The 25,808-nt window shown below is 73.9% G+C and carries 29 protein-coding genes; 18 read left to right on the forward strand and 11 right to left on the reverse strand.

Annotated elements, in window-relative coordinates:
- The first annotated feature begins 23 nt into the window (after positions 1-23).
- Positions 24-782: a DUF742 domain-containing protein gene (locus ACIGNX_RS24450; protein WP_396543011.1), complete on the forward strand. Its 759-nt coding sequence runs from the start codon at positions 24-26 to the stop codon at positions 780-782.
- Complete coding sequence (locus tag ACIGNX_RS24455) at positions 763-1,368, forward strand: ATP/GTP-binding protein (RefSeq protein ID WP_073887831.1); 606 nt, start codon at positions 763-765, stop codon at positions 1,366-1,368. Before ACIGNX_RS24450 ends, ACIGNX_RS24455 begins: the two co-directional genes overlap by 20 nt.
- A 139-nt stretch (positions 1,369-1,507) precedes the next feature.
- Here the strand turns inward: ACIGNX_RS24455 and ACIGNX_RS24460 are convergent, their stop codons facing one another.
- Positions 1,508-3,754 (reverse strand): helicase-associated domain-containing protein, encoded by a 2,247-nt coding sequence (locus tag ACIGNX_RS24460; protein WP_396543012.1) that lies wholly within the window; start codon positions 3,752-3,754, stop codon positions 1,508-1,510.
- A 431-nt stretch (positions 3,755-4,185) separates the two neighbouring features.
- Between ACIGNX_RS24460 and ACIGNX_RS24465 the strand changes: the two genes are divergently transcribed.
- From ACIGNX_RS24465 to ACIGNX_RS24485, 5 genes are all read left to right on the forward strand, one after another.
- Positions 4,186-4,371: a hypothetical protein gene (locus ACIGNX_RS24465; protein ID WP_396543013.1), complete on the forward strand. Its 186-nt coding sequence runs from the start codon at positions 4,186-4,188 to the stop codon at positions 4,369-4,371.
- A 94-nt stretch (positions 4,372-4,465) separates the two neighbouring features.
- A complete protein-coding gene (locus ACIGNX_RS24470; protein WP_396543014.1) occupies positions 4,466-5,860 on the forward strand; it encodes an NAD-dependent malic enzyme in 1,395 nt (464 codons plus the stop codon).
- Between the two features lie 10 nt (positions 5,861-5,870).
- Entirely contained in the window at positions 5,871-6,344 is a 474-nt protein-coding gene (moaC, locus tag ACIGNX_RS24475) for a cyclic pyranopterin monophosphate synthase MoaC (protein ID WP_396543015.1), read from the forward strand.
- Entirely contained in the window at positions 6,341-6,820 is a 480-nt protein-coding gene (locus ACIGNX_RS24480) for a molybdenum cofactor biosynthesis protein B (protein ID WP_396543016.1), read from the forward strand. The genes moaC and ACIGNX_RS24480 overlap by 4 nt, the downstream gene beginning before the upstream one ends.
- Positions 6,817-7,242, forward strand: coding sequence for a molybdenum cofactor biosynthesis protein MoaE (locus ACIGNX_RS24485; RefSeq protein WP_396543017.1), 426 nt, complete (start codon positions 6,817-6,819; stop codon positions 7,240-7,242). Before ACIGNX_RS24480 ends, ACIGNX_RS24485 begins: the two co-directional genes overlap by 4 nt.
- 192 nt (positions 7,243-7,434) lie before the next feature.
- Here the strand turns inward: ACIGNX_RS24485 and ACIGNX_RS24490 are convergent, their stop codons facing one another.
- From ACIGNX_RS24490 to moaA, 3 genes are all read right to left on the reverse strand, one after another.
- Positions 7,435-8,097: a transglycosylase family protein gene (locus tag ACIGNX_RS24490; protein WP_396543018.1), complete on the reverse strand. Its 663-nt coding sequence runs from the start codon at positions 8,095-8,097 to the stop codon at positions 7,435-7,437.
- A gap of 384 nt (positions 8,098-8,481) precedes the next feature.
- A complete protein-coding gene (locus tag ACIGNX_RS24495; RefSeq protein WP_396543019.1) occupies positions 8,482-8,742 on the reverse strand; it encodes a MoaD/ThiS family protein in 261 nt (86 codons plus the stop codon).
- Positions 8,739-9,797 (reverse strand): GTP 3',8-cyclase MoaA, encoded by a 1,059-nt coding sequence (moaA, locus tag ACIGNX_RS24500; protein WP_396543020.1) that lies wholly within the window; start codon positions 9,795-9,797, stop codon positions 8,739-8,741. Before moaA ends, ACIGNX_RS24495 begins: the two co-directional genes overlap by 4 nt.
- 117 nt (positions 9,798-9,914) lie before the next feature.
- Between moaA and ACIGNX_RS24505 the strand changes: the two genes are divergently transcribed.
- From ACIGNX_RS24505 to ACIGNX_RS24520, 4 genes are all read left to right on the forward strand, one after another.
- Complete coding sequence (locus tag ACIGNX_RS24505; protein WP_396543021.1) at positions 9,915-10,379, forward strand: MarR family winged helix-turn-helix transcriptional regulator; 465 nt, start codon at positions 9,915-9,917, stop codon at positions 10,377-10,379.
- Positions 10,380-10,397: 18 nt separating this feature from the next.
- Complete coding sequence (locus ACIGNX_RS24510; protein WP_396543022.1) at positions 10,398-11,204, forward strand: HAD-IIA family hydrolase; 807 nt, start codon at positions 10,398-10,400, stop codon at positions 11,202-11,204.
- A 49-nt stretch (positions 11,205-11,253) separates the two neighbouring features.
- The gene (locus ACIGNX_RS24515; protein ID WP_396543023.1) at positions 11,254-12,102 is read left to right on the forward strand and encodes a maleylpyruvate isomerase family mycothiol-dependent enzyme; all 849 of its coding nucleotides are present in this window, start codon (positions 11,254-11,256) and stop codon (positions 12,100-12,102) included.
- A 137-nt stretch (positions 12,103-12,239) separates the two neighbouring features.
- On the forward strand, positions 12,240-13,025 hold the full coding sequence (locus ACIGNX_RS24520) for a metallophosphoesterase (RefSeq protein ID WP_396543024.1): 786 nt from the start codon (positions 12,240-12,242) through the stop codon (positions 13,023-13,025).
- Here the strand turns inward: ACIGNX_RS24520 and ACIGNX_RS24525 are convergent.
- Positions 13,022-13,396 (reverse strand): YccF domain-containing protein, encoded by a 375-nt coding sequence (locus ACIGNX_RS24525; protein WP_396543025.1) that lies wholly within the window; start codon positions 13,394-13,396, stop codon positions 13,022-13,024. The genes ACIGNX_RS24520 and ACIGNX_RS24525 overlap by 4 nt on opposite strands.
- Before the next feature lie 31 nt (positions 13,397-13,427).
- Here ACIGNX_RS24525 and ACIGNX_RS24530 point away from each other — a divergent pair, with 31 nt between their 5' ends.
- Positions 13,428-14,402: a Gfo/Idh/MocA family protein gene (locus tag ACIGNX_RS24530; protein ID WP_396543026.1), complete on the forward strand. Its 975-nt coding sequence runs from the start codon at positions 13,428-13,430 to the stop codon at positions 14,400-14,402.
- A 2-nt stretch (positions 14,403-14,404) separates the two neighbouring features.
- Positions 14,405-14,620, forward strand: a complete 216-nt coding sequence (locus ACIGNX_RS24535) for a hypothetical protein (protein WP_396543027.1) — start codon at positions 14,405-14,407, stop codon at positions 14,618-14,620.
- A gap of 152 nt (positions 14,621-14,772) precedes the next feature.
- Here the strand turns inward: ACIGNX_RS24535 and ACIGNX_RS24540 are convergent, their stop codons facing one another.
- Entirely contained in the window at positions 14,773-15,357 is a 585-nt protein-coding gene (locus ACIGNX_RS24540) for a TetR family transcriptional regulator (RefSeq protein ID WP_396543028.1), read from the reverse strand.
- Positions 15,358-15,393: 36 nt separating this feature from the next.
- On the opposite strand from ACIGNX_RS24540, the gene ACIGNX_RS24545 reads away from it, so the two are divergent.
- A complete protein-coding gene (locus tag ACIGNX_RS24545) occupies positions 15,394-16,038 on the forward strand; it encodes an HAD family hydrolase (protein ID WP_396543029.1) in 645 nt (214 codons plus the stop codon).
- On the opposite strand, the gene ACIGNX_RS24550 is transcribed toward ACIGNX_RS24545, so the two are convergent.
- Complete coding sequence (locus ACIGNX_RS24550; RefSeq protein WP_396543030.1) at positions 16,004-16,195, reverse strand: hypothetical protein; 192 nt, start codon at positions 16,193-16,195, stop codon at positions 16,004-16,006. The two genes, ACIGNX_RS24545 and ACIGNX_RS24550, sit on opposite strands and share 35 nt — an antisense overlap.
- Before the next feature lie 126 nt (positions 16,196-16,321).
- Between ACIGNX_RS24550 and ACIGNX_RS24555 the strand changes: the two genes are divergently transcribed.
- Complete coding sequence (locus ACIGNX_RS24555) at positions 16,322-16,708, forward strand: cold-shock protein (protein WP_141979393.1); 387 nt, start codon at positions 16,322-16,324, stop codon at positions 16,706-16,708.
- Between the two features lie 93 nt (positions 16,709-16,801).
- Here the strand turns inward: ACIGNX_RS24555 and ACIGNX_RS24560 are convergent, their stop codons facing one another.
- The 3 genes from ACIGNX_RS24560 to ACIGNX_RS24570 all read right to left on the reverse strand — a co-directional run bounded on the left by ACIGNX_RS24560 (position 16,802) and on the right by ACIGNX_RS24570 (position 19,638).
- Positions 16,802-17,281 carry a DUF2771 family protein gene (locus ACIGNX_RS24560; RefSeq protein WP_396543031.1) on the reverse strand — a complete coding sequence of 160 codons (480 nt, stop codon included), beginning with the start codon at positions 17,279-17,281 and terminating at the stop codon, positions 16,802-16,804.
- 11 nt (positions 17,282-17,292) lie between these two features.
- The gene (locus ACIGNX_RS24565) at positions 17,293-18,813 is read right to left on the reverse strand and encodes an MFS transporter (protein ID WP_396543032.1); all 1,521 of its coding nucleotides are present in this window, start codon (positions 18,811-18,813) and stop codon (positions 17,293-17,295) included.
- A 69-nt stretch (positions 18,814-18,882) separates the two neighbouring features.
- Entirely contained in the window at positions 18,883-19,638 is a 756-nt protein-coding gene (locus ACIGNX_RS24570; protein ID WP_396543190.1) for a glutaminyl-peptide cyclotransferase, read from the reverse strand.
- A gap of 72 nt (positions 19,639-19,710) precedes the next feature.
- On the opposite strand from ACIGNX_RS24570, the gene ACIGNX_RS24575 reads away from it, so the two are divergent.
- Both ACIGNX_RS24575 and ACIGNX_RS24580 read left to right on the forward strand, forming a co-directional pair.
- Positions 19,711-20,490, forward strand: a complete 780-nt coding sequence (locus ACIGNX_RS24575) for a DUF3027 domain-containing protein (protein ID WP_396543033.1) — start codon at positions 19,711-19,713, stop codon at positions 20,488-20,490.
- Positions 20,487-23,315, forward strand: coding sequence for a sacsin N-terminal ATP-binding-like domain-containing protein (locus ACIGNX_RS24580; RefSeq protein WP_396543034.1), 2,829 nt, complete (start codon positions 20,487-20,489; stop codon positions 23,313-23,315). The genes ACIGNX_RS24575 and ACIGNX_RS24580 overlap by 4 nt, the downstream gene beginning before the upstream one ends.
- Before the next feature lie 444 nt (positions 23,316-23,759).
- On the opposite strand, the gene ACIGNX_RS24585 is transcribed toward ACIGNX_RS24580, so the two are convergent.
- Positions 23,760-24,023, reverse strand: coding sequence for a DUF2530 domain-containing protein (locus ACIGNX_RS24585; protein WP_396543035.1), 264 nt, complete (start codon positions 24,021-24,023; stop codon positions 23,760-23,762).
- 74 nt (positions 24,024-24,097) lie between these two features.
- Here ACIGNX_RS24585 and ACIGNX_RS24590 point away from each other — a divergent pair, with 74 nt between their 5' ends.
- Complete coding sequence (locus ACIGNX_RS24590; RefSeq protein WP_396543036.1) at positions 24,098-25,801, forward strand: NCS2 family permease; 1,704 nt, start codon at positions 24,098-24,100, stop codon at positions 25,799-25,801.
- Positions 25,802-25,808: the final 7 nt, after the last annotated feature.

The following is a 25,808-nucleotide window of genomic DNA, read 5'->3' on the forward strand; positions in this document are numbered from 1 at the left end:
TGAGATCGTGGGGGTGATGGTGGATGGCTGAACGATCTGGCGCCGGCGGCCGACGCTTCGGTAGGAACTTCAACTACCAGGAGTGGGCGGTCGGGGGCTTCCAATTCGCTGAGCCGGACGCCGACCCCGCACAGGACGAGGAAGCCGAGGACGCACCCAACTCGTGGTCGGGCCGCCGGGCGGAACGGGCGCCGGGGCCACGGGTCGAAGGCACAGGGCAGGGGCAAGGCGATATGTCTCAGCGTGAGGTTGACGACTCGTCGTACGACTACGACGACGTTCCCAACCGGTTCGACATCGACGGGTACGGCAGCGGCCTGTTCGGAGGTCCGGGCGCCGATCTCTTCGGTGCCCACGGCCTGCCCGACAGCGTGCCGGAACAGGTTCCCTACGCGACCGGTCCCCAGCCGGTCGTCCGCCGCGAGGAGAACCCCGCGGCGGAGTCGGGATCACTGGTCCGCCCGTACACCCGGACCGGTGGCCGCACCCGGCCCGACTACGACCTCGCGATCGAGGCGCTGGTGTCGACCAGCGAGCGGGGTCTGGAACGCGACGCGGCGGTGCTGCCCGAGCACCGCTCGATCTGCGGGCTGTGCCAGGACACCAGGTCGGTGGCGGAGGTCGCCGCCCACCTCCGGCTGCCGCTGGGCGTGGTGCGGGTCCTCATCGGCGACATGGCGAGCATGGGTTTGGTTTTGATTCACCAGGGCGGCTTGGTCGTGGGGGACCGGCCTTCCATTGAATTCCTTGAGAGGGTGCTCAGTGGGCTTCGCAGGCTCTAGCCCCAACGCGGCCGAAGGCGCCAAGAAGCCGACGACCTCCGCGAAGATCGTGGTGGCCGGTGGCTTCGGCGTGGGCAAGACGACGTTCGTCGGTTCCGTGTCGGAGATCGTTCCGCTGACCACCGAAGCGGTGATGACCGAGGCGAGCGCCGGGGTCGACGACCTCTCGGCCACGCCGAACAAGGTCACCACGACGGTGGCCATGGACTTCGGCCGGGTGTCGCTGGACCAGGACCTGATCCTGTACCTGTTCGGCACACCGGGCCAGCACCGGTTCTGGTTCATGTGGGACGACCTGGTGCGCGGCGCGATCGGCGCGATCGTGCTGGTGGACACCCGTCGGTTGGCCGACGCGTTCGCGTCGATCGACTTCTTCGACGACCGGCAGCTGCCGTACGTGGTCGGGGTCAACTGCTTCGACGGCCTGCTCCACCACCGCATCGAGGACGTCCGGGACGCGCTGACGATCGACCAGTCGGTGCCGATCGTGACGTGCGACGCGCGCAACCGGCAGTCGACCAAGCAGACGCTGATCACGCTGGTGGAGCACGCCATGCGCCAGTGGATGTCGGTCCGCGCGGGCTGACCGGGCTTTCCCGCGAAGGGCGGTCCTCCACCGGAGGGCCGCCCTTCGCCGTTCACGGCCGCTCGTGGCCGGAGGCCGCCGTGCCCCCGGTGGTGCGGAGGCAGCCCGATCCCCGCCCGATCCCTCCCCGGATCGGGCTCTACGCGCCGTCGCCCTCCACCAGCGCGGCCGACGTGATGCGGTGCAGGGGGAACCGGCGCACCTCGCCGTAGCTGACGTCCACGCCCTCCAGCACACCGCCGCCCACGACCTGCGGCGTGATCACGCGGCGGGCGGCGGTGCCGTGGCCGTCCACGAAGTCCACCAGGACGTTGCGCCCCTCCCGGGCCGCCCGCTGCAGCAGCGCCAGCGTCGCCGACGGCCCCGCCCCCAGGTGACCCGGCACGGACACCCGCGTGCCACCGGTGGTCGTCGCCGCGCGGTCCCCGGCCCGCACCAGCCGCACCAGCTCGCCCAGCTGCTCGTCCGACGGCGCGCCCGGCGGCACGGGCCTGCGCCGGCCCTTGCCCGCCGTCCGCCGACCACCGGCCCGCAGGTCCACCACGTGCCCGTCCGGCCCCTCGGCAGCGGGCGCGAAGCCGGCCGCCCGCAACCCGTCCAGCACCTCCGCCAGCGGCGCCGGGCTCACCAGCACCGTCGGCGCGATCCGCCGCAGCTCCAGCCGCTCCGCCGTCGGGTGCGCCAGCACCTCGGCGATCAGCACGGGGTCGTCGCAGCGCAGGAACGACCCGGCCGCGCCGCCCCGCAACCGGCCGTGCTTGCGGGCCGTGTCGTCGATCAGGTACGTCAACGACTGCGGCACGGGCGTGCGCGACCGGGCGCGGAACAGCTCGTGCAGGTCGGCGGCGCTGCGGCCCGCGTCGAACGCCCGCCGCACCGACGTCTCGCGCACCCGGTAGACGGTGGCGCCGCCCGCCGACTCGACGTCGGCGACGAGCGCGATCTCGTCGGCCAGCTCCTGGTCGAGCCGCCCGGGCGCGACGACGGTCAGGTCCGCCTGAACCAGCACGTGGTCGACGGGCGCGGGCAGCGCCTCGCCCAGCCGCTTCGCCGCCGCACCCGCCCCCTCGGTCAGCAGCGCGCGGCCCTGGGCGGTGATGGCGTTGTGCGCCAGCACGCCGACCCGGGTGCCCTCGTCGACGGTCCAGCGCACCAGCTCGTCGCGCAGCCGCCCGCCGCGCCGGGGAGCGCGCCACGCCAGCACGGCGGCCAGCTCGTCCGGGTCGGTGACGGCGGTGCCCGGCGGCAGCGCGGCCAGCGCGTCGAGGACGCGCCTGCGGTCGCGCGGCGCGCCCGGCCGGTTCAGCTCGGGGGCGAGCGGGTTGAGCAGCCGGTCGCGGTCGTCGCGCTGCCCGATCAGGCCGGGCAGCCGGGGCAGGTCGAGCCACGCCTGGGCCAGCGTCGCCCACCGGTGCTCGGGCGCGGCCACCAGCCACGCGTCGGTCTGCGTCGTCGGCACCCACTCCGGTTCGAGGCCCTCGGTGTCGGCGACCAGGCCCGCGTTGACGACCAGCTCGACCAGCAGCGCGGCCCGGCGCTCGTCCACGTCGAGCTCCTTGGCGAGCCTGCGCAGCTCCCGCACGCCGACCCCGCCCGACCGCAGCACCGCCGGCGGTTCCTCCGACCAGCCCTTCAGCAGCGCCTCGACGTGCCGGACGAGTTCCAGCGCCTCGCCGCCGCCGGTGTGGTCGACGTCGGAGGGGTCGCGGCGGAACGTGGTCAGCGGCGGCTCGGTGGTGCGCAGCTCGCCCAGCGGCCGGTCCCCGCGCACCCGGAGGCCGATCTCGCGGGGCAGCTCGACGGTCTGCGCGTCCCGCCGCACGAGCAGGCCGCGGGCGAGCAGCTTCTGGATCGGCGTCCGGGCGTTGGCCAGGGACACGACGTGGGCGGCGTCCTTGGTCTGCCCGATCGGCGGCCCGGCGGCGAGGGTCCGCAGCACGCGGTGCTCGTCGGGGTCCAGCCCGGACAGGTCGGCGTCGGCCAGTCGCGGCACCGAGCGCCCCAGGCCGCACGGGAACGGGTTGACCGCGTCACGGGTCGCCGGCGGCGTGGACAGCGCGTGGTCACCGCCCCAGAGCAGGGCACGGGCGCGCAGCACGTCGAGGGCGGGTCCGACGTCGGTCGGGCCGAACAGCTCCTGCACCGCGGACCGGCCGACCGGGTGCACGTCGGCGTCCAGCACGAGCAGCGCTTCCAGGACCGTCAACGTCAGCGTGTCGAGGTCCTCGCACGCCCGCGCCACCGACGCGCGCGACCCGATGCGGGTGGCGAGCACGGTCGTGTCGGCCGGCGGGGGCGTGGCCAGGTCCGGCCGGGCGCGCAGCAGCGCCACGAGCGCGGAGTCGTCCTGCGCCCGCAGCCACTCGGCGAGGGTCGTGCCGGACATCCCCACCACGGTATATGCCGACCCGCGGCGCCCGTCGTGCGCCTCCGGTCCGGGTGGCGGGTTCCGTCCCACCGCCGCCGACGTCGGGGCGGAGCCCGGCGGTCGCGCCGGGGAAAGGGGAACGGGTGCGCACGGGTCGGCCCTCCCGATCGCCGGAATGGCGCGAAGGGCGTCACGGGATCACGCGGGCGAATTCGGCGGCGAAATGGAGCCCGGTGCGGTCGGCGAGGGGTGGACGAGGTTCACCACGGGTGACCCGGGGGCGGTGGGGAAATGAATTCGCCGGCCACGTCACCCGGAATGGCCGGGCACGACGGGACGCGGATCACGTCGTGACCTGCCTCTCGTGCCGGGCCGCCCACCACCCCGGACCGCGACCAGGGCGGATGAGGCACACTTGTGGGCGACGAAGGCACGACCGAGGAGGAACCGTGGCCAAGGCCCGCCCCGAGCGCATCGACCCGCACTGGCCGGAGCCGCCCGCCGACGGCAAGTACGCGGTGTCCGAGCTGGCCAGCGACGTGCAGGGCGCGTTGTCGCCGTTCGGCAAGGTCACCTTCCCGCTGCCGGTCGAGGAGCTCGGCTACCGCCACCCGGAGACCGAGATCAACCGCTAGCCCGGATGCGCGCGGCTGTCGAGCCGCGCGCGTTCCGCAATTCCGGCGGGACTACGCTCGAAGCCTCTTGAGCTGTGCCGTTCTGGGAGGTTCGATGCCGGTCCCCGGCCCTGGGTACTCGATCACCGTCCGGTTGGAGGCCCCGCCGTCGGCGTCGGCCGCCGGCGACCTGACCTCGGCCGTCGGCCGGGCGGGCGGGGTGATCACGGCGTTCGACGTCGTCGAGTCGCACACCGACCGGGTGATCATCGACCTCACCTGCAACGCGCTGTCGGCCAACCACGCCAAGGACATCACCGACACCCTGGAGCTGCTGCCCGGGATCGTGGTCCGCAAGGTGTCGGACCGGACGTTCCTGGTCCACCTCGGCGGCAAGATCGAGATCTCGTCGAAGGTGCCGCTGCGCAACCGCGACGACCTCTCCCGCGCCTACACCCCCGGCGTCGCCCGCGTCTGCACGGCCATCGCGGAGAACCCGGACGACGCCCGCCGCCTCACCATCAAGCGCAACACGGTCGCCGTGGTCACCGACGGCTCCGCCGTGCTCGGCCTGGGCAACATCGGCCCGGCCGCCGCGCTGCCCGTGATGGAGGGCAAGGCCGCGCTGTTCAAGAAGTTCGCGGGCGTGGACGCCTGGCCGGTCTGCCTGGACACCCAGGACACCGAGGAGATCATCCGCGCGGTCGAGCTGATCGCGCCCGTCTACGGCGGCATCAACCTGGAGGACATCGCCGCGCCGCGCTGCTTCGAGATCGAGGCGCGGCTGCGCGAGAAGCTGGACATCCCGGTCTTCCACGACGACCAGCACGGCACCGCGATCGTCGTGGTCGGCGCGCTGCGCAACGCCCTGCGCGTGGTCGGCAAGAAGATCTCCGACTGCAAGGTCGTGGTGTGCGGGGTGGGCGCGGCGGGCAGCGCGATCATCCGGCTGCTGCTCAAGCAGGAGCCCGGTGACGTGGTCGCGGTCGACGTCGACGGCATCGTGCACCGCGACCGGCCGGGCCTGGACGACAACCTGCGGTCCATCGCGGCCACCACGAACAAGGCCAACGTGAGCGGGCGGCTGCACGACGCGCTGGTCGGCGCGGACGTGTTCATCGGCGTGTCCGCGCCCAACCTGTTCGGCGCGGAGCAGGTCGCCACGATGAACTCCGACGCGATCGTGTTCGCCCTGGCCAACCCGGACCCGGAGATCGACCCGATGGAGGCGCAGAAGCACGCCGCCGTCGTCGCCACCGGGCGCAGCGACTTCCCGAACCAGATCAACAACGTGCTGGCGTTCCCGGGCGTCTTCCGCGGCCTGCTCGACGCCCACGCCCGCACCATCACCGACTCGATGCTCATCGCCGCCGCCAACGCCATCGCGGACGTGGTGGACGGCGACCGGCTCAACGCGTCGTTCATCGTGCCGAGCGTGTTCGACAACACCGTCGCCCCGGCGGTCGCCGAGGCGGTCCGCAAGGCCGCCACGGAGTCCGTTCCCGCCTAGCATCGGCCCCATGAGCAACCAGTTCACCCACCTGGACGACGCCGGCGCGGCGCGCATGGTCGACGTGTCCGGGAAGGAGCCGACCACCCGCACCGCGGTGGCGTCCGGAGTGCTGCGCACGACGCACGAGGTGGTGGCGCTGCTCGGCAGCGACGGCCTGCCCAAGGGCGACGCGCTGGCCACGGCCCGGATCGCCGGGATCATGGCGGCGAAGCGGACGTGGGAGCTGGTGCCCCTGTGCCACCCGATCGCGCTGTCGGGCGTGCGGGTGGACCTGGCGCTGGGCGAGGCCGAGGTGCGCATCACGGCGACGGTCCGCACGACCGACCGCACGGGCGTGGAGATGGAGGCGTTGACGGCCGTGTCGGTGGCCGGCCTCGCGCTGCACGACATGGTGAAGGCGGTCGACCCGGCGGCGTCGCTGGACGCGGTGCGGGTCGAGCGCAAGGAGGGCGGCAAGACCGGTCTGTGGGAGCGCCCGTGACGCCCCGCGCCGCGCGGGTGATCACGGCGTCGAACCGGGCGTCCGCCGGTGTCTACGCCGACCGCGGCGGGCCGATCGTCGTCCAGTGGCTGCGCGAGCGGTCCTACGAGGTGCCCGACGCGGTGGTCGTGCCGGACGGCGAGCCGGTGGCCGAGGCGTTGCGGGCGGCCGTGGCGGACGGGGTCGCGGTCGTGATCACGACCGGTGGCACGGGCGTCAGCCCCACCGACCGCACGCCCGAGGCGACCCGGTCGGTGCTGGACTTCGAGGTGCCCGGGGTGGCCGACGCCATCCGCATGTCGGGCTGGCCGCGCGTGCCCTCGGCCGTGCTCTCGCGCGGGGTGGCGGGCGTCGCGGGCCGCACGCTCGTGGTGAACCTGCCCGGCTCGACCGGCGGGGTGCGCGACGGGCTGGAGGTGCTCGCGACCGTGCTGGAGCACGCGGTCGACCAGGTGTCCGGAGGTGACCACGCATGACCGAGGTGCTGCGGGCGACCGTCAGCGACGAGCCGCTGTCGGTGGCCGAGCACGCCGAGCTGGTGGACCACGCGGCGGCGGGCGCGGTGGTGACGTTCGCCGGGGTGGTCCGCGACCACGACCGCGGGCGTTCGGTGCGGGAGCTGGAGTACGTCGGCCACCCGACGGCCGCCGCGGTGGTGGCGGAGGTGGTGGCGGACGTGGTGGCCCGGTTCGAGGGCGTGCGGGCCGTCGCGGTGTCCCACCGGGTGGGGCGGCTGGCGATCGGGGACGTGGCGCTGGCGTGCGCGGTGTCCGCCGAGCACCGGGGCGAGGCGTTCGCGCTGTGCTCGGAGCTCGTGGACGAGGTGAAGCGGCGGCTGCCGGTGTGGAAGCGGCAGGTCTTCGCCGACGGGTCCGACGAGTGGGTCAACATGCCCTGAACTCGGGGCGCCTGGACCCGGGGCGGTCAGGTCCCGGGGCGGTCAGGTCCCGGAGTGGTCAGGTCCCGGTGGGGGCGGACCGGGGGATCGGCCGGGGGACCGGGTCCGGAGACGAGTGCGGGACCCCGGACCGCCGAGGGGGGCGGTCCGGGGTCCCGGTTCCGTCGTGCGCCGACTCGCGCCGGCCTCGGATCACTTGGTGGCGATCTTCTGGCCCGGCAGGATCAGGTCGGCGTTCGGGATGAACTCCTTGTTGAGCTCGTGGAGCTTGGCCCAGCCACCCTCGATCTTCAGCTCGTCCGCGATCTTCGACAGGCTGTCGCCGGCCTTGATCTCGTAGTCGCCGTTCGGGTTGGAGCTCGGCAGGGCGACGGTCACGGGAGCGGGGGCGGGGGCCTCCTCCTCGACCGGCGCGGCCTGCTGGACGGGGGCCTGCTGGACGGGCGCCTGGCGCGGGGCCGGGGCGGTCCTGGCGGGCGCGGGGGCGCCGCCGAGGCCCTTGGGGCCGCAGACGGGCCAGGCGCCGATGCCCTGGGTCGCGAGGACGTTCTCGGCCACGCGGATCTGCTCCTCGCGGGAAGCCTGGTGTGGCATGCCGGTGCCACCGTTGGCGGTCCAGGTGGACGGCACGAACTGCAGGCCGCCGTAGAACCCGTTGCCGGTGTTGATGCTCCAGTTGCCGCCACTTTCGCACGCTGCGACCGCGTCCCAGTTGACGCCGGAGCCCTGCGCGCTCGCGGTGCCGGCGGCCATGGCCAGCGGAGCGCCCACGATGACGCCGGCGACGGCGACCTTCGCGATGCCCCGGGCGGTGGGACTGGTGGTCGGACGGTGCTTGCCTCGGTAAGAAGCCATTTCCCTCTCTGGCCACCCGCACCTGCTCGACCGGCTCGGGTTCGGGGCCCGGTACGCCGCTCGGCTTGATCCCTGTCCGGTGGTTGACTCTCGCTCGGGGGGTGTATCCGGGACACCGGTGGACAGGTTCGGTGCGAGGTGTCCCGGTCTTGCTCTCGGTCGGTCGGGGCCAACCGAGAAGCGACGGTACGTAACCGGGGGCCGCTCGCCAAATGATCTGGCATGTGACGCGCGTCACTGTAACGCGACAGAGTGACTCCCCGACTGCACCGTTTAGCCAGCTCAGCGCACCGTTACCGGTCCGTTTCCGATCCGAGATTCACCGAGATCAATCACCGTAAGTGAGGTTTAGCTCACGTGTTAATCCGCAAGGGTGGAGAAGTCTCAGCCACCGGCGAAGGGCGGCAGCACGTCGAGTTGCGACCCGGACAACACTGCCGTGTCATGATCGCGGACCGCCACGCCGTCCAGCAGGAAGCTGCACGCGGGCAGCACGCGGGCCACCTTCTCCCCGTGCCGGCGCCGGACCGCGTCGATCGCGGCCCGCACCGTGGCGGCGTCGCCGGGCAGCTCCAAGCGCTCGTCCGGCACGCCCACCGCCGCCCGCGCCCCCGCGAAGTACCGCACCGTCAGCAGCACCGTCACCCCCCGATCGCGCTCATGGGCCGGTCCGGCTGGCTGAACCCGGCCGAGTTGATCCCGTGCCCCCTGGCCTTCGCCCACGCGTTGCCGCGCCACGCCGCCGCCACCTCCTCGTCCGACGCCCCGCCGCGCAGCAGCGCCCTGAGGTCCGTCTCCGAGCGGCTGAACAGGCAGTTCCGCAGCTGCCCGTCCGCGGTGAGGCGGGTGCGGTCGCACGCCGCGCAGAACGGCCGCGTCACCGACGCGATGACGCCCACCACGGCCGGCCCGCCGTCCACCAGCCACCGCTCGGCCGGCGCGCCGCCCCGCTCGCCCGGCTCGGGCGTCAGCGCGAACTCCGCGCGCAGCGCCGCCAGGATCTCCTCGGCGGTCACCATGTCGTCGCGGTTCCAGGCGTGCTGCGGGTCCAGCGGCATCTGCTCGATGAACCGCAGCTGGTAGCCGTGCTCCAGGCAGTGGCGCAGCAGCGGCACGGCCTCGTCCTCGTTCACCCCGCGCATCAGCACCGTGTTCACCTTGACCGGGGTCAACCCGGCGTCCCGCGCGGCGGCCAGGCCCGCGAACACGTCACCCAGCCGGTCGCGGCGGGTGAGCCTGCGGAAGCGCTCCGGGTCGAGGGTGTCCAGCGAGACGTTCACCCGGTCGAGGCCCGCGGCCACCAGCCCGGCGGCGCGGCGGGCCAAGGTCAACCCGTTCGTGGTCATCGAGATGCGGGGACGGGGCTCCAGGGCGGCGGTCGCGGCGATCACGTCGTCCAGCCCCGGCCGCAGCAGCGGCTCGCCGCCGGTGAACCGGATGTCCGTCACGCCCAGGCGCGTCACGGCGACGCCGAGCAACCGGACCAGCTCGGCGTCGGAGAGGACGTCCGGCTTCGGCAGCCAGTCCAGGCCCTCGGCGGGCATGCAGTAGGTGCACCGCAGGTTGCAGCGATCGGTCAACGACACGCGGAGGTCGGTGGCGACCCGGCCGAACCGGTCCACCAGCGCGGGCGAGTCCGGCCGTGGGGTGGTCTCCGCCCCGTCCCGCACGACGGGCAGCCCCAGCTCGACAGCTGTCACCCCTGCCAGGGTAATCGGCTGACACTTGCGGGTACTGCCTTGGACGGGGGGACAGCGGCCGGCGGCAACCCGGACGAGGATGCCGAAACCTCGCACCGGAACGCTAAATTGCCAGCCATGACCGGTCGTCACGAGGTGCCCGCGGACGTGCTGGAGAGGTTCAGCGCCTACGCGCGCGAGTCCAGCGCGCTCACGGTGCTGTTCCACAGCAGGGTGGCCGAGCGGATGGGCCTGTCGGCGACCGACGAGAAGTGCCTCGACCTCGCCCTGCGCGCGCAGGGCCCCGTCACGGCCGGGCGGATCGCCGAGCTGTCCGGGCTGTCCACCGGCGCCGTGACGGGCGTGATCGACCGGCTGGAGCGGGCGGGCTACGTGCGCCGGGTGCGCGACCCGCACGACCGCCGCAAGGTGCTGGTCGAGGTGACGGTGCCGGACGAGGGGAAGTTCGCCGACCTGTTCGCCGGCGCCCAGGAGACCCTGCGCGAGGTGTTGGGGCTGTTCACGCCCGAGGAGCTGGACGTGCTGGAGCGCTACAACGTGGCGCTCATCGAGACGTTCCGCAGGCGCGTGATCGAGGCCTGAGCCGGCAGCATGTCCGCCATGGCCGCTCAGTGGAACTACCTGATGGACATGGACGGCGTGCTCGTGCACGAGGAGCACCCGATCGCGGGGTCGAGCGAGTTCGTCGCCGAGCTGACCGCGAACGACATCCCGTTCATGGTGCTCACGAACAACTCCATCTACACGCAGCGGGACCTGCGGGCCAGGCTGTCCCGCACGGGGCTGGAGGTGCCGGAGGCCGCGATCTGGACCTCGGCGCTGGCCACCGCCAGGTTCCTCGACTCGCAGCGGCCGGGCGGCTCGGCGTTCGTCATCGGCGAGGCGGGCCTGACCACGGCGCTGCACGAGATCGGGTACGTGCTGACCGACCGCGACCCCGACTACGTGGTGCTGGGCGAGACCCGCACCTACAGCTTCACCGCGATCACCAAGGCCATCCGGCTGGTCGAGGAGGGCGCGCGGTTCATCGCGACCAACCCCGACGCCACCGGGCCGTCCCGCGAGGGCTCGCTGCCCGCGACCGGCTCGATCGCCGCGCTGATCGAGCGCGCCACCGGCCGCGCCCCTTACTACGTGGGCAAGCCCAACCCGTTGATGATGCGGTCGGCGCTGCGCGCGCTGGGCGCCCACTCGGAGAACACGCTGATGATCGGCGACCGGATGGACACCGACGTGCGGTCCGGGCTGGAGGCGGGGCTGCGCACGATCCTCGTGCTGACCGGCATCTCGGCGGAGACGACGGCCGAGCTGTACCCGTACCGGCCGACGCGCGTGGTCAAGTCGATCGCCGACCTGCTGGGCCACTCGGGCAACCCGTTCCCCGACGAGGCCCACGACCCGGCCTGACCCGCGGCGGTCCCGGAATTGTCGGTGGTCGGGTCTGGCGTCGCCGGCCATGGGCATCGATCACCTGGCGGTCGTCGAGGAGCACAGCGGGTCCTTCACCGGCGCGGTGACGGGCAACCTCGGCGCGCCGGTGGCCGCGTGTCCGGGGTGGACGGTGGACGACCTGGTCGCGCACCTGGCGGAGGTGCGGGCGTGGTGGACCGCGGTCGTGCCGGCGAAGGGCGCGTACCCGGGCGAGGCGGCGGCGCGGCGGGCCGCCGACACGGGCCCGGACCGGGTCGCGGGGTGGCGGGAGATCAGCGCCCGGTACGTCGCCGTGCGGGAGGAGCACCCGCGCTCGGCCGGCCCGGACGCGCCCGGGTGGGCGTGGTGGACCGAGGAGCGGAGCGCCACGGCGGCGGCGCTGGTGTCGCGGCAGGCGCACGAGGCGGTCGTGCACCGCCGGGACGCGTGGCGGGCCGCGGGCGTGGTGCGGTCGATCCCGGCCGGGCCGGCGGCGGGCGGGGTGGACGAGTTCCCGGAGCGCTTCCTGGACGGCGTGCCGTGGGCGGGCGGTCCGGCGGTGCCGGAGCTGGTGGCGACGGACACCGGCGGGCGGTGGCTGGTGGGCACGGACGGGTCCGGCGAGCCGGCGCGGTGGGCGGAGGGGGCGGCTGGGGGTGCGGCCGATGCCCGGGTGAGCGGTTCGGCGCAACAGCTGTACCTGCTGCTGTGGCGGCGCGTCGGGGTGGGGGAGGTGGAGGTGGCGGGTGACCGGTCGAAGGCGGAGGCGTTGCTCGGGTGGCCGGACCTGAGCCGACGGGGGCTGGTGCGGGGGGTTCGCCGCCCCGGGCCGGCGGGATCGCGGCGGGTGCGGGGTGCCCGTAGTCGGCCGGACTCCGGTCGGTGCGCGCCCTGAGGTGCCCGCCGGCTGCTCCCGTGGCCGGTCGGAGCGCGTCGAGCAGGCCGGATCTCACCCTTGTGGGGGAGGCCCGCGGGTCGTGTCGCTGATCGACTTCTGCGCACGACGCGCCCGCGTCGCTTATCGTCGCACCTGTGGAACGACCGCTCTTCGTGGTTGGCGACGTGCACGGGCACCTCGCCGAACTGACCCGCGCCCTGCACGCCTCGGGCCTGGTCGACGCCGACGGCGATTGGTGCGGCGGTGACGCGGAGCTGTGGTTCCTCGGCGACTTCGTCGATCGCGGCCCCGACGGCATCGGGGTGATCGAGTTCGTGATGCGGCTGGCCGAGCAGAGCGGCGGCCGGGTCGACGCGCTCGTCGGCAACCACGAGGTGCTGCTGCTGGGCATGCACCGGTTCGGCGACCGCAACGTGCCGGGCGCGCCGACCCCGCGCAGCTTCGCCCGCAGCTGGCTGCTCAACGGCGGCCTGCGCAGCGACCAGGACCGGCTCACCGACGCCCACATCGAGTGGCTGACCACCCGCCGCGTCCTCACCGAGGTCGACGGCCACCTGCTGATGCACTCCGACACGCTCGCCTACCTGGAGTGGGGCGACACGATCGACGAGGTCAACGAGGCCGTGCGGGAGGTGTTGCGGGGCGACGACCTCGACGCCTGGTGGGAGTGCTGGCGCAAGATGACCACCCGCTACGCGTTCCGCGGCCCGGACGGCGCGGACGTCGCGGACGAGCTGCTGCAGGTGCTCGGCGGCCACGAGGTCGTGCACGGGCACAGCGTCATCGCCGACCAGCTCGGCGTGCCGCCGGACCAGATCGACGGCCCCCTGCGGTACGCCGACGGCAAGGTGCTGGCCGTCGACGCGGGCCTGTACAGCGGCGGCCCGTGCCTGGTCGTGGAGCTGGACCCGCCGGACTAGGGCGCGGGGACGATCTCCTTGCCCAGCGGCATCAGCGAGACCGGCACCAGCTTGAAGTTCGCCACCCCGAGCGGGATGCCGATGATCGTCACGCACAGCAGCACGCCGGTCACGACGTGCCCGATCGCCAGCCAGATGCCGGCCACGACGATCCAGACGACGTTGCCGAGCAAGGACGGCGCGCCCGCGCCGGGCCGGTCCACGACCGTGCGCCCGAACGGCCACAGCGCGTAGTTCGCGATGCGGAACGACGCCAGCCCCCACGGGATGGTGATGATCAGCACGCAGCACACCACGCCGGCGACCGCGTACCCGACGGCCAGCCAGAAGCCGCTCAGCACCAGCCAGATCAGGTTCAGGAGGAGCCTCACCCGGTCATCCTGCCCGATTAAGCTCCCGTCCGTGCCGAACTCACTCCGCTGGGGCGTCGTGGCGACGGGCGGCATCGCCGACGTCGTCACCGGCGACCTCCGCCTGCTGCCCGACGTCGAGGTGCTCGCGGTGTCGTCGCGAGCGCTGCCCAAGGCCGAGGCCTTCGCGGCCAAGCACTCGATCCCCCGCGCCTACGGCGACTACGCCGACCTGCTGGCCGACCCGGACGTGGACGTGGTCTACGTGGCGACCCCGCACGTCCAGCACCACGCGGTGACGCGGGCGGCGCTGGAGGCGGGCAAGCACGTGCTGTGCGAGAAGCCCGCCACGCTGACGTTGGCCGAGCTGCAGGACGTGGTGGACCTCGCGGGCGAGCGCGGCCTGTTCTTCATGGAGGCCATCTGGACCCGCTTCAACCCGCTGATCGTGCGGATGGCCGAGCTGATCGCGGCGGGCGAGATCGGCGAGGTCAGGTCGTTGCGCGCGGACTTCGGCTTCACCCTGGAGCACGACCCGCGGCACCGGCTGTGGAACAAGGCGCTGGGCGGCGGGTCGTTGTTCGACCTGGGCATCTACCCGGTGTCGCTGGCGCACCTGGTGCTGGGCGAGCCGGACGTGGTGCAGGCGCACGGGCGGCTGGTCGACGGCGTGGACGCCGAGATCGGGATGCTGCTGGGCTACGAGGGCGGCGCGCACGCGCTGCTCGGGTCGTCGCTGGTGAGCCCGTTGAAGTCCGGTGCCGTGGTGTACGGGACGAAGGGGCTGGTCGAGCTGCCGGAGGCGTTGTTCAACCCGAGCCGGATGCTGGTGAACGGGGTGGAGCACCGGCACGAGCAGGAGGGCGCGGGGTACGTTCCGCAGTTGCGCGAGGTGGTCCGGCGGGTGCTGGCGGGCGAGACGGAGAGCCCGTCGATGCGACCCGCCGAGTCGCTGGCGATCCTGCGCACCCTCACCAGGGCCGCCGAGCGGGTGGGCCTGAGCTACGACGACGTGACTGCGGGGTAGGCATGGGCAAGGCGTTGAAGGTCGCGGGTGTGGTCCTGGCCGGGGTGGCGGGGCTGGTGGTGGTCAAGCGGCGCGGCGCCGCCGCGGGCGAGGAGCCGGTGCGGGCCGTGGTGGTCCGGCGGCGCGAGGCGCCCCGTCGGGCGGACGCGCGGCGGGGGCGGCGGGCCGTGGTGGTGCGGCGGGCGCGGTCGGGTGAGGCGGTGCGCAAGGCCGGGTGAGGTGCCCGTGCCGCGGCGGGGCCGGATCGGCGGGGCAGCTCGGCTGAGTCGGGTCGGCTGGGCGGGATCGGCTGGGTCAGGTCGGCTGGCGCGGCTTGGTGGGGGTGGGTCGGCTGGCGCGGCTCGACTGGGTGGGACGTGCGGTGGGTCCGTCAGGCCGGGGTCGGCGGGTGCCGCGGTTCCGGCAGGCGAGGGGTGCCGGCGAGCAGCGCTTCCGTCACGGCGACGACCGCCTCGACGCGGCGGCCGGTCGGGGTCAGCAGGTGGCTCAGCCCCACCCGCACGACCGTGTCCGCGATCAGCTGCACGCGCGCGTCGGGCAGCTCCGGCCAGTGCGCGCGGACGTGCCGGGCGAACACCGAGGTGGCCAGGGCCAGCACCGGCCGGCCCTTGGTGGTCAGCAGCGGCAGCATGTCCTCGGCGTTGGCGCCGTTCAGCACGGACCGCGCCAGCGGGTCGCGGGCGGCCAGGTCGAACGCGAACGCGATGCCCCGCCGCAGCCCGTCCACCGGGTCGGGGGTGCTCGCCAGCCGCTGCCGGACGCCGTCGAGGAACTCGGCGGTCTTGTGCAGCGCCACGGCCTGCACGAGCCGCTCCTTGTTGCCGAACTCGTTGTAGACGGTCTGCCTGCTGACCCCGGCCCTGGCGGCGACCTCGGCCATGCGCAGGCCGCGCGACCCGCGTTCCGCGATCAGCTCCACCGCCGCGTCGAGCAGCGCCCGGGTGAGTTCGGTCACGGCGCACAGCTTGGCACAGGGAATAGGGTGCGAACCGTGCCGTTGACCGTGGGATTCGACCTGGACATGACGCTGATCGACCCCAGGCCGGGCATGGCGGCGGTGATGGACGCGGTCGCGGCCGAGAGCGGCCACCCGCTGGACGGCGCGCACTTCGCGGCCAACCTCGGCCCGCCCCTGGACATGGTCTACCGCGACTTCGGCGTGCCGGAGGCGGAGATCCCGGACCTCATCGCGCGGTTCCGCGCGCTGTACCCGGAGGTCGTCATCCCCGCCACGGTCGCCCTGCCCGGCGCCGCGCAAGCGCTTGCGGTCGTGCGTGAGCTGGGTGGGACGACGATCGTCGTGACCGGCAAGTACCGGGCCAACGCGGCGCTGCACCTGGCCGCGTTCGGCTGGGAGGTCGACCACCTGTTCGGCGAGCTGTGGTCCACCGGCAAGGCCGAGGCGCTGAAGGCGCACGACGCGGCGGTGTACGTCGGCGACCACGTCGGTGACGTGCGCGGCGCGAAGGCGGCCGGCGCGGTGTCGGTCGCCGTGGTGAGCGGCCCGTGCGACACCGACGAGCTGGCCGCCGAGGGCGCGGACGTCGTGCTGCCCGACCTGACCGGCTTCCCGGGGTGGCTGCGGGCGAACGCGGACCGGCTCAGCGCCGGGGCCTGGCGCTCCGCACCGCGCTGAACACGCCCAGCGCGAGACCGGCCGGCGCGAGCAGCCAGCCCGCGGCGAACACCCAGCCGGGCAGGCCGCGCTCGCCGGCGACGAACATCGCGACGATGGCCGCCACGCCGAGCGCGAACAACACCACCGCCGCCGGCATCAGCTTCCGGGTCGACATGGCGTGAAGCGTAGTCGCGCGATCGGAGGTGCCCCGGCGGCGGTGTTCTGGATAGTCTGGTCGGACGCGCCTCGGGCACGCCCCGGGGCGCGTTCGTCGTGTGATCGCAGAGGATTGGTGGGAACGGTGCCGACCGGCAAGGTCAAGTGGTACGACTCGGAGAAGGGCTTCGGCTTCGTCACCCAGGACGGCGGCGAAGACGTGTACGTGCGGAAATCCGCGCTGCCTCCGGGTGTCGAGGGCTTGAAGGCCGGTCAGCGGATCGAGTTCGGCATGGCCGAGGGCAGGCGCGGGCCGCAGGCCCTGTCGGTCCGGCTGATCGACCCCGCCCCGTCGGTGGCGGAGGCGCGTCGCCGGCCCGCGGAGGAGCTGCACGGCCTGATCGAGGACATGATCAAGCTGTTGGAGGTCAAGGTGCAGCCCGAGCTGCGGCGTGGGCGGTACCCGGACCGGAAGAACACCAAGTTGATCGCCGAGGTGGTGCGGGCGGTGGCTCGGGAGCTGGACCCGTAGGTCGCGGGATCGCGTTCCGCGGTCCGGCGTCGAGCCCGGCTCGATCCGACACGGGGCGCTCGAACCCCTGTCGGATCGAGTGGTGGGCGCGGGTCAGCCGGCGCGGTCGTCGACGGAGAGGATCCAGGTCCCTCGGGCGACGAAGTCGAAGGCGCCCGTGGTGCTGGTCTCGATCCGCGCGCCGTACTGCTGGACCTCGACGCTCTCCAGCTGGTCGCCCTCGTCCGGGAGGACGAGGGTGTAGGCGTGGCGGGGGTCGCGTTCGGTGAAGAGCTTGCTCCGCAGCGGTTCCTGGGGCTCACCCCGGGCGTTGCGGTAGGTGAACTTCACCGACCAGGCGGAGTCGGCCAGGTCGCCGGGGACGGAGATCTGGACCGGTTTGCCCGGGCGCACGCGCAGCACGCCGACCGCGTCGGGGTCGACGGCGCAGTTCTCCGACCGCAGGTCGCAGTACTGGGACGGCTTGACGTTGACCGTCCTGCCGTCGGCGTAGAACGTCACCTCGGGGTCGCTGGGTGCCGCCGCGCAGCCGGCCAGGACGAGCAGCGACACGGGGATCAGGGCTCGGCGCACGGCTCGCGAGCCTACGTGCCCGCTCCGGGGACGACGGGCGCGGGCCGCAGTGGGCGGTCGCCGCCCAAGCCCGGGATCAGGCTCGTGCCGCGTCTGGTCTGGACGGTCTGGGCCAGGCCCACCGCCAGCAGCACGGCCAGGACGGTGAAGCCGATCCAGTACTCGGTCGGCAGCAGCACGCCCAGCGCGCCCCCGAAGACCCAGCCGAGCTGGAGGATCGTCTCCGACCGGCCGAACGCCGAGGCCCGCGACTCGTCCGGGACGTCGTCCTGGATCACCGCGTCGAGGGACACCTTGGCCAGCGAGCTGGCGGTCGCGCCGACGAGGCCGACGGCCGCCGCGGTCACCACGCCGGGGAGGACGGCGGCCACGACCACGGTGAGCAGGGCGGCGGTGACGCAGCCGATGACGACCTGGTCGGGCGAGCCGAAGTGCAGGCGCGCGCCCACGGCGTTGCCGAGGAAGCTGCCGACACCCGCGGCGGCGGCGATCACGCCCAGCAGGAACACCTGCATCAGGCCGTCGCCCTCGGTCTGCGCGCGGACCACGAAGGCGGCGAACAGCATGAGGAAGCCGGTCAGCATCCGGATCGCGCCGTTGCCCCACAGGGCGACGACGACGGACCGGCCCAATGCCTGCCGCTTGGCCTTGTGCGGCCTGGCCCGCAGCGACGTCGGCACCTCGCCCTCGGTGACCTCCACCCAGGACGGGATGCGCAGGCAGTAGTAGGCGTTGGCCAGGCAGAGCGCGGCGGTGAACCACAGCGCGCCCGGCGAGCCGAACAGGTGCGCGAAGCCCGCGGCCACCGCGCCGAACACGCCGCCGGCGGCCAGGCCGAACACGGTCATCCGGGCGTTGGTCTTGGACAGGGTGATCTCGCGCGGCACGACGCGGGGCGTGATCGCGGCCTTCAGCACGGTGAACGACTTCGACAGGACCATGCTGCCCAGCGCCGCCGGGTACAGGCCCCAGTTGTCGAAGTTCAGCGCCATCGCGATCGACAGCAGGACCCGGACGACGCACGACGCGGCCAGCGCCACCCGCCTGCCGTGCTGGACGCGGTCCAGCGCCGGCCCGATCACCGGCGCGACCAGCGCGAACGGCGCGACGGTGATCAGCAGGTAGAGCGCGACCTTGCCGCGGCTCTCACCGGCCGCGGCGGAGAAGAACAGGGTGTTGGCCAGGGCGACGGCCATCGCCGCGTCGGCCGCGTAGTTCAGCATCACCGCGTAGGTCAGCGACGACAGGCCGGACTGCTTGGCCCCGTCGGCGTGGGCGGCCTTGCGGAACGCGGACACCGCCCGGCCGCTGAGCTGCTTGACCCGGAACCACGCCACGCGGGTGACGGTCAGCTTCTTCGGCGGCGTCGGCGCGGTCGGCCGGTCGTCCGGCGGCGGGGTGGAGCGGGCCGACCGGCGGGGCGGGTCGGGAGGCGGCGGGCCGGGTGTCGGGTACGGCCGGGTGCGCGGCCGGTACTCGTCGTCCTCCCACGGGTACCGCCGCGGCTGGTCCTCCGGCCGAGGGGGTGTCACGCCTCCAATCCTGCCTCACCGGGTGCGGGCTGTCTCACACATCGCCACCGGTGGTCGCCCCGAAAGGGGTCACGCGCCGGTGAACCGGATGCGGAACACCGTCGGCCAGTTCTTGCCCGTGACCAGGAACTCGTCCGTGCCCGGCACGGCCGCGATGCCGTTGAGGACCTTCGCGGCCGGCAGGTCGGCCGGGCGCAGGCCGGAGAGGTCCACGGTGGCGGTGACCCGGCCGTCCGCCGGGTCGATGCGCACCACCTCGTCGCTCTGCCACACGTTGGCCCACACCTGGCCGGCGACGCACTCCAGCTCGTTGAGGCGGGTCACGGGCCGGCCGTCGCGGCGCACGGCCACCGTGCCGGTCTCGGCGAACGACCCGGGGTCGCGGAACGTCAGCTCGTCGCTGCCGTCGCTCATCACCAGCCGACCGCCGTCACGGCACAGCCCCCAGCCCTCGCCCTCGTAGGTGACCCGCCTCACCTCTTCGAGGGTGTCGCGGTCACGCTCGATGGCCACGCCGTCCCGCCACGTCAGCTGCCAGATCCGATCGCCCACCACCGTGATGCCCTCGCCGAACAGCGGAGGGGGCAGGTCCACGCGCCGCTGGACCACGCCGGTGGCCGGGTCCACCCGGCGCACCGACGACTCGCCCTCCAGGCCCGTGCCCTCGTAGAGCACCCCGTCGACCAGCTCCAGCCCCTGCGTGAACGCGCCCGGGTCGTGCGGCGCGCTGCCCAGCAGCTCGAAGCCCGAGGGCGCGCCCGCGGGCCCCGACGGCGCCTCCGGGGCGGCGGTGCACGCCGCCGACAGACCCAGGACCACCGCCATGAAGAGCCACCGCACGTCCGAAAGGGTGGCACGTGTGCACCGGGTCCCGCAGACGTGCGGCACAATTCACCTGTGACCGCGACGCCGACCCGCCAGCCCGATCCCGCGCTCGCCGACCCCGAGGCGGTCCGGCTCGCCCGAGCCGCCGCCCAAGAGGAGGCGGGCGAGGAACGCGTCGGCGACCACGTGGGCGTCGTCGCCGAGGACGACGTGTCGGCCACGCACCTGTTCGAGGCCGAGCACGCCGGCTACCGCGGCTGGAACTGGGCCGTCACGGTCGCGTTCGCCGGCCCCGGCACGCCGCTGTCGGTCAGCGAGGTCGTCCTGCTGCCCGGCGACGACGCGCTGGTCGCCCCCGAGTGGGTGCCCTGGCACGAGCGGGTCCGCGCGGGCGACCTCGGCGTCGGCGACCTGCTGCCCGCGCCCGAGGACGACCCGCGCCTCGCGCCCGGCTACGTCGGCTCCGACGACCCGGCCGTGGAAGAGGTGGCCCTGGAGGTCGGCCTCGGCCGCGTGCGGGTGCTGTCCCGCGAAGGCGTGCTCGACGCCGCCCAGCGCTGGCACTCCGGCGACTTCGGCCCGCGCAGCGAGATGGCCCGCAGCGCCCCCGCGACCTGCGGCACGTGCGGCTTCTACACCCGCATCGCCGGGTCGCTCGGCGCGGCCTTCGGCGTGTGCGCGAACGAGCTGACGCCCGCCGACGGGCACGTGGTCCACGTGGAGTACGGGTGCGGCGCGCACTCCGAGGTCGAGGTCGAGGGCGGCCCGCTGGTGCCCGTCGCCGAGGTCGTCTACGACGACGCGGTGCTGGACGTGGAGGCCAACCCCGCGGCCGACGAGAGCGGGAAGTGAGCGCGGACCCGTTCGGCACCGAGGCGCTGCGCGAGTCGGTGCTGGCCGCGTGGCGCGGCTCGCCCACCCGCTTCCGCGAGGACGCCAACGCCGAGGAGGACCTGCGGCTGGGCGGCTACCGCGACCGGCTGCTGGTCGAACTCGCCCAGAACGCCTCCGACGCGGCCGGTGACACCCCCGGCGTGCTGCGGCTGACCCTTGTGGCCGGCGAGCTGCGCGCGGCCAACACGGGCGCACCGCTCGACGCCGCCGGGGTGGCCGCCCTCGCGTCGCTGCGCGCCTCCTCCAAGGCGGCCGACACGGTCGGCCAGTTCGGCGTCGGCTTCGCCGCCGTGCTCGCGGTCACCGACGAACCCCGCGTGGTGTCGCGGTCCGGGGCCGTCGCGTTCTCCGCCGCCCGCACGCGCGAGGCGGTGCCGTCCCTGGCCTCCGCCCGCGGCGGCGACGTGCCGGTGCTGCGGCTGGTGTGGCCCTCCGACGAGGCCGACCTGCCCGACGGGTTCGACACCGAGGTCCGGCTGCCGCTCAAGGTCGACGGCGAGGCGCTGCTGGCCGAGTTCGCGGCCCAGGTGCCCGACCTGCTGCTGGCCCTGCCCGGGCTGCGCCGCGTCGAGGTCGGCGACCGGGCCTGGGACCGCGCCGAGGCCGACGGGGTCGTGGAGCTGACCGGGCCGTCCGGCGCGCAGCGGTGGCTCGTGCACCGGGTCGGCGGCGAACTGCCCGCGTCCCTCGTCGCCGGCGTCGAGTCCCGCCCGCAGTGGTCGGTGTGCTGGGCCTGGCCGACGGACGAACCGCTGTCCGGCGACGTCCTGCACGCGCCCACGCCGACCGACGAGAAGCTGTCCCTGCCCGCCCGCCTCATCGCCACCCTGCCCGTGGAACCGTCCCGCCGCCGCGTGCTCACCGGCGCGGCGGCGTCGTTCGTGCTGGAGCAGGCCGCGCTCGCGTACCCCGACCTGGTGGCGAAGCTGCCCGCCGTCGAGCGCACGTCCCTCGTGCCGCTGCCCGGGTTCCCCCTGTCCGAAGTGGACGACCGCCTCCGCACGAGCGTCCTCGCCGCGCTCCGCACCGCCGCGTGGCTGCCGCTGGCCGACGGCGAGTGGGCCGCCCCCGCCGCCGCCAAGGTGCTCGACCTGGCCTCGTTCGAGCTGGTCGAACTGCTCGAGGACGTCGTGCCCGGCCTGCTGGACTACGAGCTGACCCTGCCGCCGCACGCCAGGGCCCTGGCCGCCCTGGAGGTGCCGCGGCTCGGCGTGGCCGAGGTCGTCGACGCGCTGGCCGGCGTCGGCGGCGACCCGACGTGGTGGCACCAGGTCTACGACGCGCTGTCCCCCGTCGCCGACGTCGACTCCACCGCCCGCGAGGCCCTGGCCGCCCTGCCCGTGCCGCTGGTCGACGGCCGGCTCGTCGGCAGCCCGCGCGGCGTCCTCGTCGGCACCGACTCGGACCTGTTCTCCGTGCCCGGCCTGCGGATCGCCCACCCGGACGCCGCCCACCCGCTGCTGCTGCGCCTCGGCGCGACCGAAGCCGGCCCGGCCGAGCTGCTCGACTCCGACGCCGTGCGCGAAGCCGTCCACCGCAGCCTCGACGACCCCGCCCTGGACGGACCCGACCTGGTGCGGACCGTGCTGCGGCTCGTGTCGCGGGCCGGCGGCCGACCGTGGCTCGCCGAGCTGGCGCTGCCCTCCGCGGACGGCGAGTGGCGGCGCGCGGACGAACTCGTGCTGCCCGACTCGGCGCTGCTGGCCGTGCTGGAACCCGACGCGCCCTTCGGCGTGCTGGACGCCTCCGTGGCGCGGGAGTGGCCGCGGTCGGTGCTGACCGACGTCGGCGTGATCGACGGGTTCACCGTGGTCGAGGACGACTCGCCCACCGAACCCGACCACGACCTCGCCGACGAGGGCTACTGGTGGGACGCGTTCGACGTGCCCCCGACCCGCGTCCTCGGCATCCGCGACCTCGACCTGGTGGCGCGCGACAAGTGGCCGCGGGCGCTGCGGATGATGGCCGCCGACCCGGTCGCGTGGCGCGCCGTGACCGAGCCCGACGGCTACACGGGCTGGTGGCTGGCCCGCTACGCGACGATCGACGGCGTGCCGCTGGGGTCGTGGCGGCTGCCCGACGCGGAAGGGCTGGAGGGCCTGTACGACGTCGTGCCGGAGGTCGACCTGCCGCCGCACATGCTCGCCGCCGCCGGCGTGCGCACGTCGTTGAGCGTCGTGGACTCCGACGACGTGGCGGACCTGATCGCCAGGCTCGGCGATCCGGCGCGGAAGCTGTCGGACGCCCTGGTGCTGCGCGTGCACACGGTGCTGGCGGAGGTGGCGGACTCGGTGAACGTCGAACCGCCGGACCGCGTGCGGGTGCTGACAGGCGCCGCCGTGCCGGCCGACGACGTGCTCGTGCCGGACCTGCCGTGGCTGCTCGGCGTGCTGCCGCCGGAGCAGGTGCTGGCCTCCCGCGGTGCCGCGGGGGAGCTGGCGGAACTGCTCGCGCTGCCGTTGGCGTCGGAGGAGGTCTCCGGGGCCGTGGTCGGCGAGGGTGACGAGGTGGTGTGGTCGGAGCTGGGCGCGGTGCGGCTGGCGTGCGACCTGCTGGGCGTCGACCTGCCGACCGGTCCGGTGGTGGTGCACGACGAGCTGGTGGTGTCGGCCGAGGGGGCGCGGCACCCGGTGTCGTGGTGGGTGGACGGTGACGTCGTGCACGCCGCGGACACCCCGGAGGGCCTGGCTCGGGCGCTGGCGTGGATGACGGGCCGGTGGGAGGATCGGCACACGTTCGCCGCCCTGATCGCCGACCCGACGCCCGCCGTGCTGCTGGGCTGAGGCCGAAGATCACCTGATCGAGGAACCGGCTCCGGGGATGAATGGAAATCCCGGATTTGTTGCCGGAAAAGAGGGAGGCGCGGCACCCGGCCCTCGGTCTCTGCCGTGACGGGGCGCGTGCCGGTCCCGGGTCCGGGTAGGGCTGCGGATCTGCGGGCCCGGTGCGGTGTGGGCGGTGCGGTGCGGTGTGGCTGGGCGGTGCGGTGTGGGCACGGGATCGCCGGGCTCGCCCGGGCAGGGGGTTGAGCGCCCGGCCCGAGCCGCCGCCGGGGTCGGCCGGCCGAGCGCCGGCCGGTCGGGTGGGCGCCCGTCCTGACCCGCGGTCCGTGGGACGCCCGTTCGTCCGCGCTGGTGCTGCGGCCGGGCGCCCGTGCCCGTGCCCGTGAGTGGTCGGGTGTCGAGGTGCCGGGTGTCAGCCCTGCTCGTGGGTGGCCCGCAGGGTGATCACTCCAGGCCCTGCTGGGCGGTCTTGCTGCCGCGGCGCGCGGCGGAGCGCTGCCAGGCGAAGATGCCGTAGCCGATGAACCCCAGCACGCCGCCGGCCAGGCACGTCCACAGGAGCGTCGACTGGTCCCGGCCGAACAGCAGCACCAGCGCGAACGCCACGAACCACAGCGCGGTCCCCGCCACCACCACGGGCACGGGGTCGGCCAACCTCGGGGGCAGCGCGGGCGGGGGCGGGAGGGGTGTTGCGTCCTGTTCGGCCACGTCGGGCAGGCTACCTCGCGGAAACACGCGTGGGGCACGCTCTGCCTGCTCACCACACCTACCGAGGAGATGAGATGGCCACCGTCGAGCCACCCGTCGAGCCGCCGGCCGGGACACCCGGCGATCGGGCAGGGGACGAGTCCAGCGCCAAGGTCACCACCGGCGAGTCGGGTGACAAGGCCGGCAACGTCGTCGACGAGACCGGCAAGTCCGGCGGCGGAACCGGCAAGGCCGGCAACGCCGTTGGCGAGACCGGCAAGTCCGGCGGCGAGACCGCCGCGACGTCCGCTGCCGGCACGTCCGCCGCCGGGACGTCCGCCGCGGCACCCGCCGGTCGGTCCGGGTTGGACCGGTTCTTCAAGATCACCGAGCGCGGCTCCACGGTCGGCCGCGAGGTCCGCGGCGGCCTCGTCACGTTCGTGACCATGGCCTACATCGTCGTCCTCAACCCGCTGATCCTCGGCAGCTTCGCCGCCGACGCCCCCGGCGCGAAGGTCGACGTCCTCGGCAACATCCTCACGGTCCCCCAGGTCGCGGCGGTCACGGCGCTGGTCGCGGGCGTCATGACGATCCTCTTCGGACTCATCGCGAACTACCCGTTCGCGCTCGCCACGGGCCTGGGCATCAACTCGTTCGTCGCCGTCACGATGGTCCCGCAGATGTCGTGGCCCGAGGCGATGGGCCTGGTCGTGGTCAACGGCCTCGTGGTCCTCGTGCTGGTCCTCACGGGCGTCCGCACGGCCGTCTTCAACGCGGTCCCGGCGGAGCTGAAGGCGGCCATCGCGGTCGGCATCGGCCTGTTCATCTGCTTCATCGGCCTGGTCGACGCGGGCTTCGTGCGCCGCCTCCCCGACGCCGCCAACACCACCGTCCCGGTCGGCCTCGGCATCAACGGCTCGATCGCGTCCTGGCCGACGTTCGTGTTCGTGGTCGGCCTGGTGGTCACCGGCATCCTGGTCGCCCGCAAGGTCAAGGGCGCGATCCTCATCGGCGTGCTGGCGGCGACCGTGCTGTCCATCGTGCTCGAGGCCGTCGTCAAGGCGGGCCCGTCGCAGGGCACCAACCCCACCGGCTGGAACCTCGGCTACCCGGCCCTGCCGGAGCAGGTCCTCGGCCTGCCCGACCTGTCCCTGCTGGGCGACGTGTCGTTCGGCGCGTGGACGCGCGTGCCCGCGCTGACCGCCGCGCTGCTGGTGTTCACGCTCGTGCTCACGGACTTCTTCGACACCGTCGGCACGATGACCGGCCTGGGCAAGGAGGCCGGGCTGATCGGCAGGGACGGCCAGTTGCCGGGCGTGTCGAAGGCGTTGTTCGTGGACGGCCTCGGCGCGGTCGCGGGTGGTGCGGCGTCCTCGTCGTCCAACACCGTCTTCATCGAGTCGGCGTCCGGCATCGCGGAGGGCGCGCGGACCGGCCTGGCGAACATCGTCACCGGCCTGCTGTTCCTGGCCGCCATGTTCCTCACCCCGCTCTACACGGTGGTGCCGATCGAGGCGGCGGCCCCCGCGCTGGTCGTGGTCGGCGCGCTGATGATCATGCAGGTGCGGGAGATCGACTTCGCGGACTTCTCCGTGGGCCTGCCCGCGTTCCTCACGATCGTGATCATGCCGTTCACGTACTCGATCGCGAACGGCATCGGCGCGGGCTTCGTCAGCTACGTGCTGTTGCGGGCGCTCACCGGGCGTGCGCGCAGCGTGCACCCGCTGATGTGGGTCGTGGCGGCGGCGTTCGTCGTCTACTTCGCGATCGGGCCGATCGAAGCCGCTCTCGCCGGCTGAATGGTCG

Source organism: Actinosynnema sp. NPDC053489 (genome assembly GCF_044544865.1).
GTDB lineage: Bacteria > Actinomycetota > Actinomycetes > Mycobacteriales > Pseudonocardiaceae > Actinosynnema.

Bases quoted from the DNA above. Each gene is read 5' to 3' on its own strand.
- ACIGNX_RS24450 (WP_396543011.1), top strand. From the start codon at position 24: ATGGCTGAACGATCTGGCGCCGGCGGCCGACGCTTCGGTAGGAACTTC.
- ACIGNX_RS24460 (WP_396543012.1), bottom strand. From the start codon at position 3,754: ATGTCCGGCACGACCCTCGCCGAGTGGCTGCGGGCGCAGGACGACTCC.
- ACIGNX_RS24470 (WP_396543014.1), top strand. From the start codon at position 4,466: ATGCCGGTCCCCGGCCCTGGGTACTCGATCACCGTCCGGTTGGAGGCC.
- moaC (WP_396543015.1), top strand. From the start codon at position 5,871: ATGAGCAACCAGTTCACCCACCTGGACGACGCCGGCGCGGCGCGCATG.
- ACIGNX_RS24485 (WP_396543017.1), top strand. From the start codon at position 6,817: ATGACCGAGGTGCTGCGGGCGACCGTCAGCGACGAGCCGCTGTCGGTG.
- ACIGNX_RS24490 (WP_396543018.1), bottom strand. From the start codon at position 8,097: ATGGCTTCTTACCGAGGCAAGCACCGTCCGACCACCAGTCCCACCGCC.
- ACIGNX_RS24505 (WP_396543021.1), top strand. From the start codon at position 9,915: ATGACCGGTCGTCACGAGGTGCCCGCGGACGTGCTGGAGAGGTTCAGC.
- ACIGNX_RS24510 (WP_396543022.1), top strand. From the start codon at position 10,398: ATGGCCGCTCAGTGGAACTACCTGATGGACATGGACGGCGTGCTCGTG.
- ACIGNX_RS24515 (WP_396543023.1), top strand. From the start codon at position 11,254: ATGGGCATCGATCACCTGGCGGTCGTCGAGGAGCACAGCGGGTCCTTC.
- ACIGNX_RS24535 (WP_396543027.1), top strand. From the start codon at position 14,405: ATGGGCAAGGCGTTGAAGGTCGCGGGTGTGGTCCTGGCCGGGGTGGCG.
- ACIGNX_RS24550 (WP_396543030.1), bottom strand. From the start codon at position 16,195: ATGTCGACCCGGAAGCTGATGCCGGCGGCGGTGGTGTTGTTCGCGCTC.
- ACIGNX_RS24570 (WP_396543190.1), bottom strand. From the start codon at position 19,638: ATGGCGGTGGTCCTGGGTCTGTCGGCGGCGTGCACCGCCGCCCCGGAG.
- ACIGNX_RS24590 (WP_396543036.1), top strand. From the start codon at position 24,098: ATGGCCACCGTCGAGCCACCCGTCGAGCCGCCGGCCGGGACACCCGGC.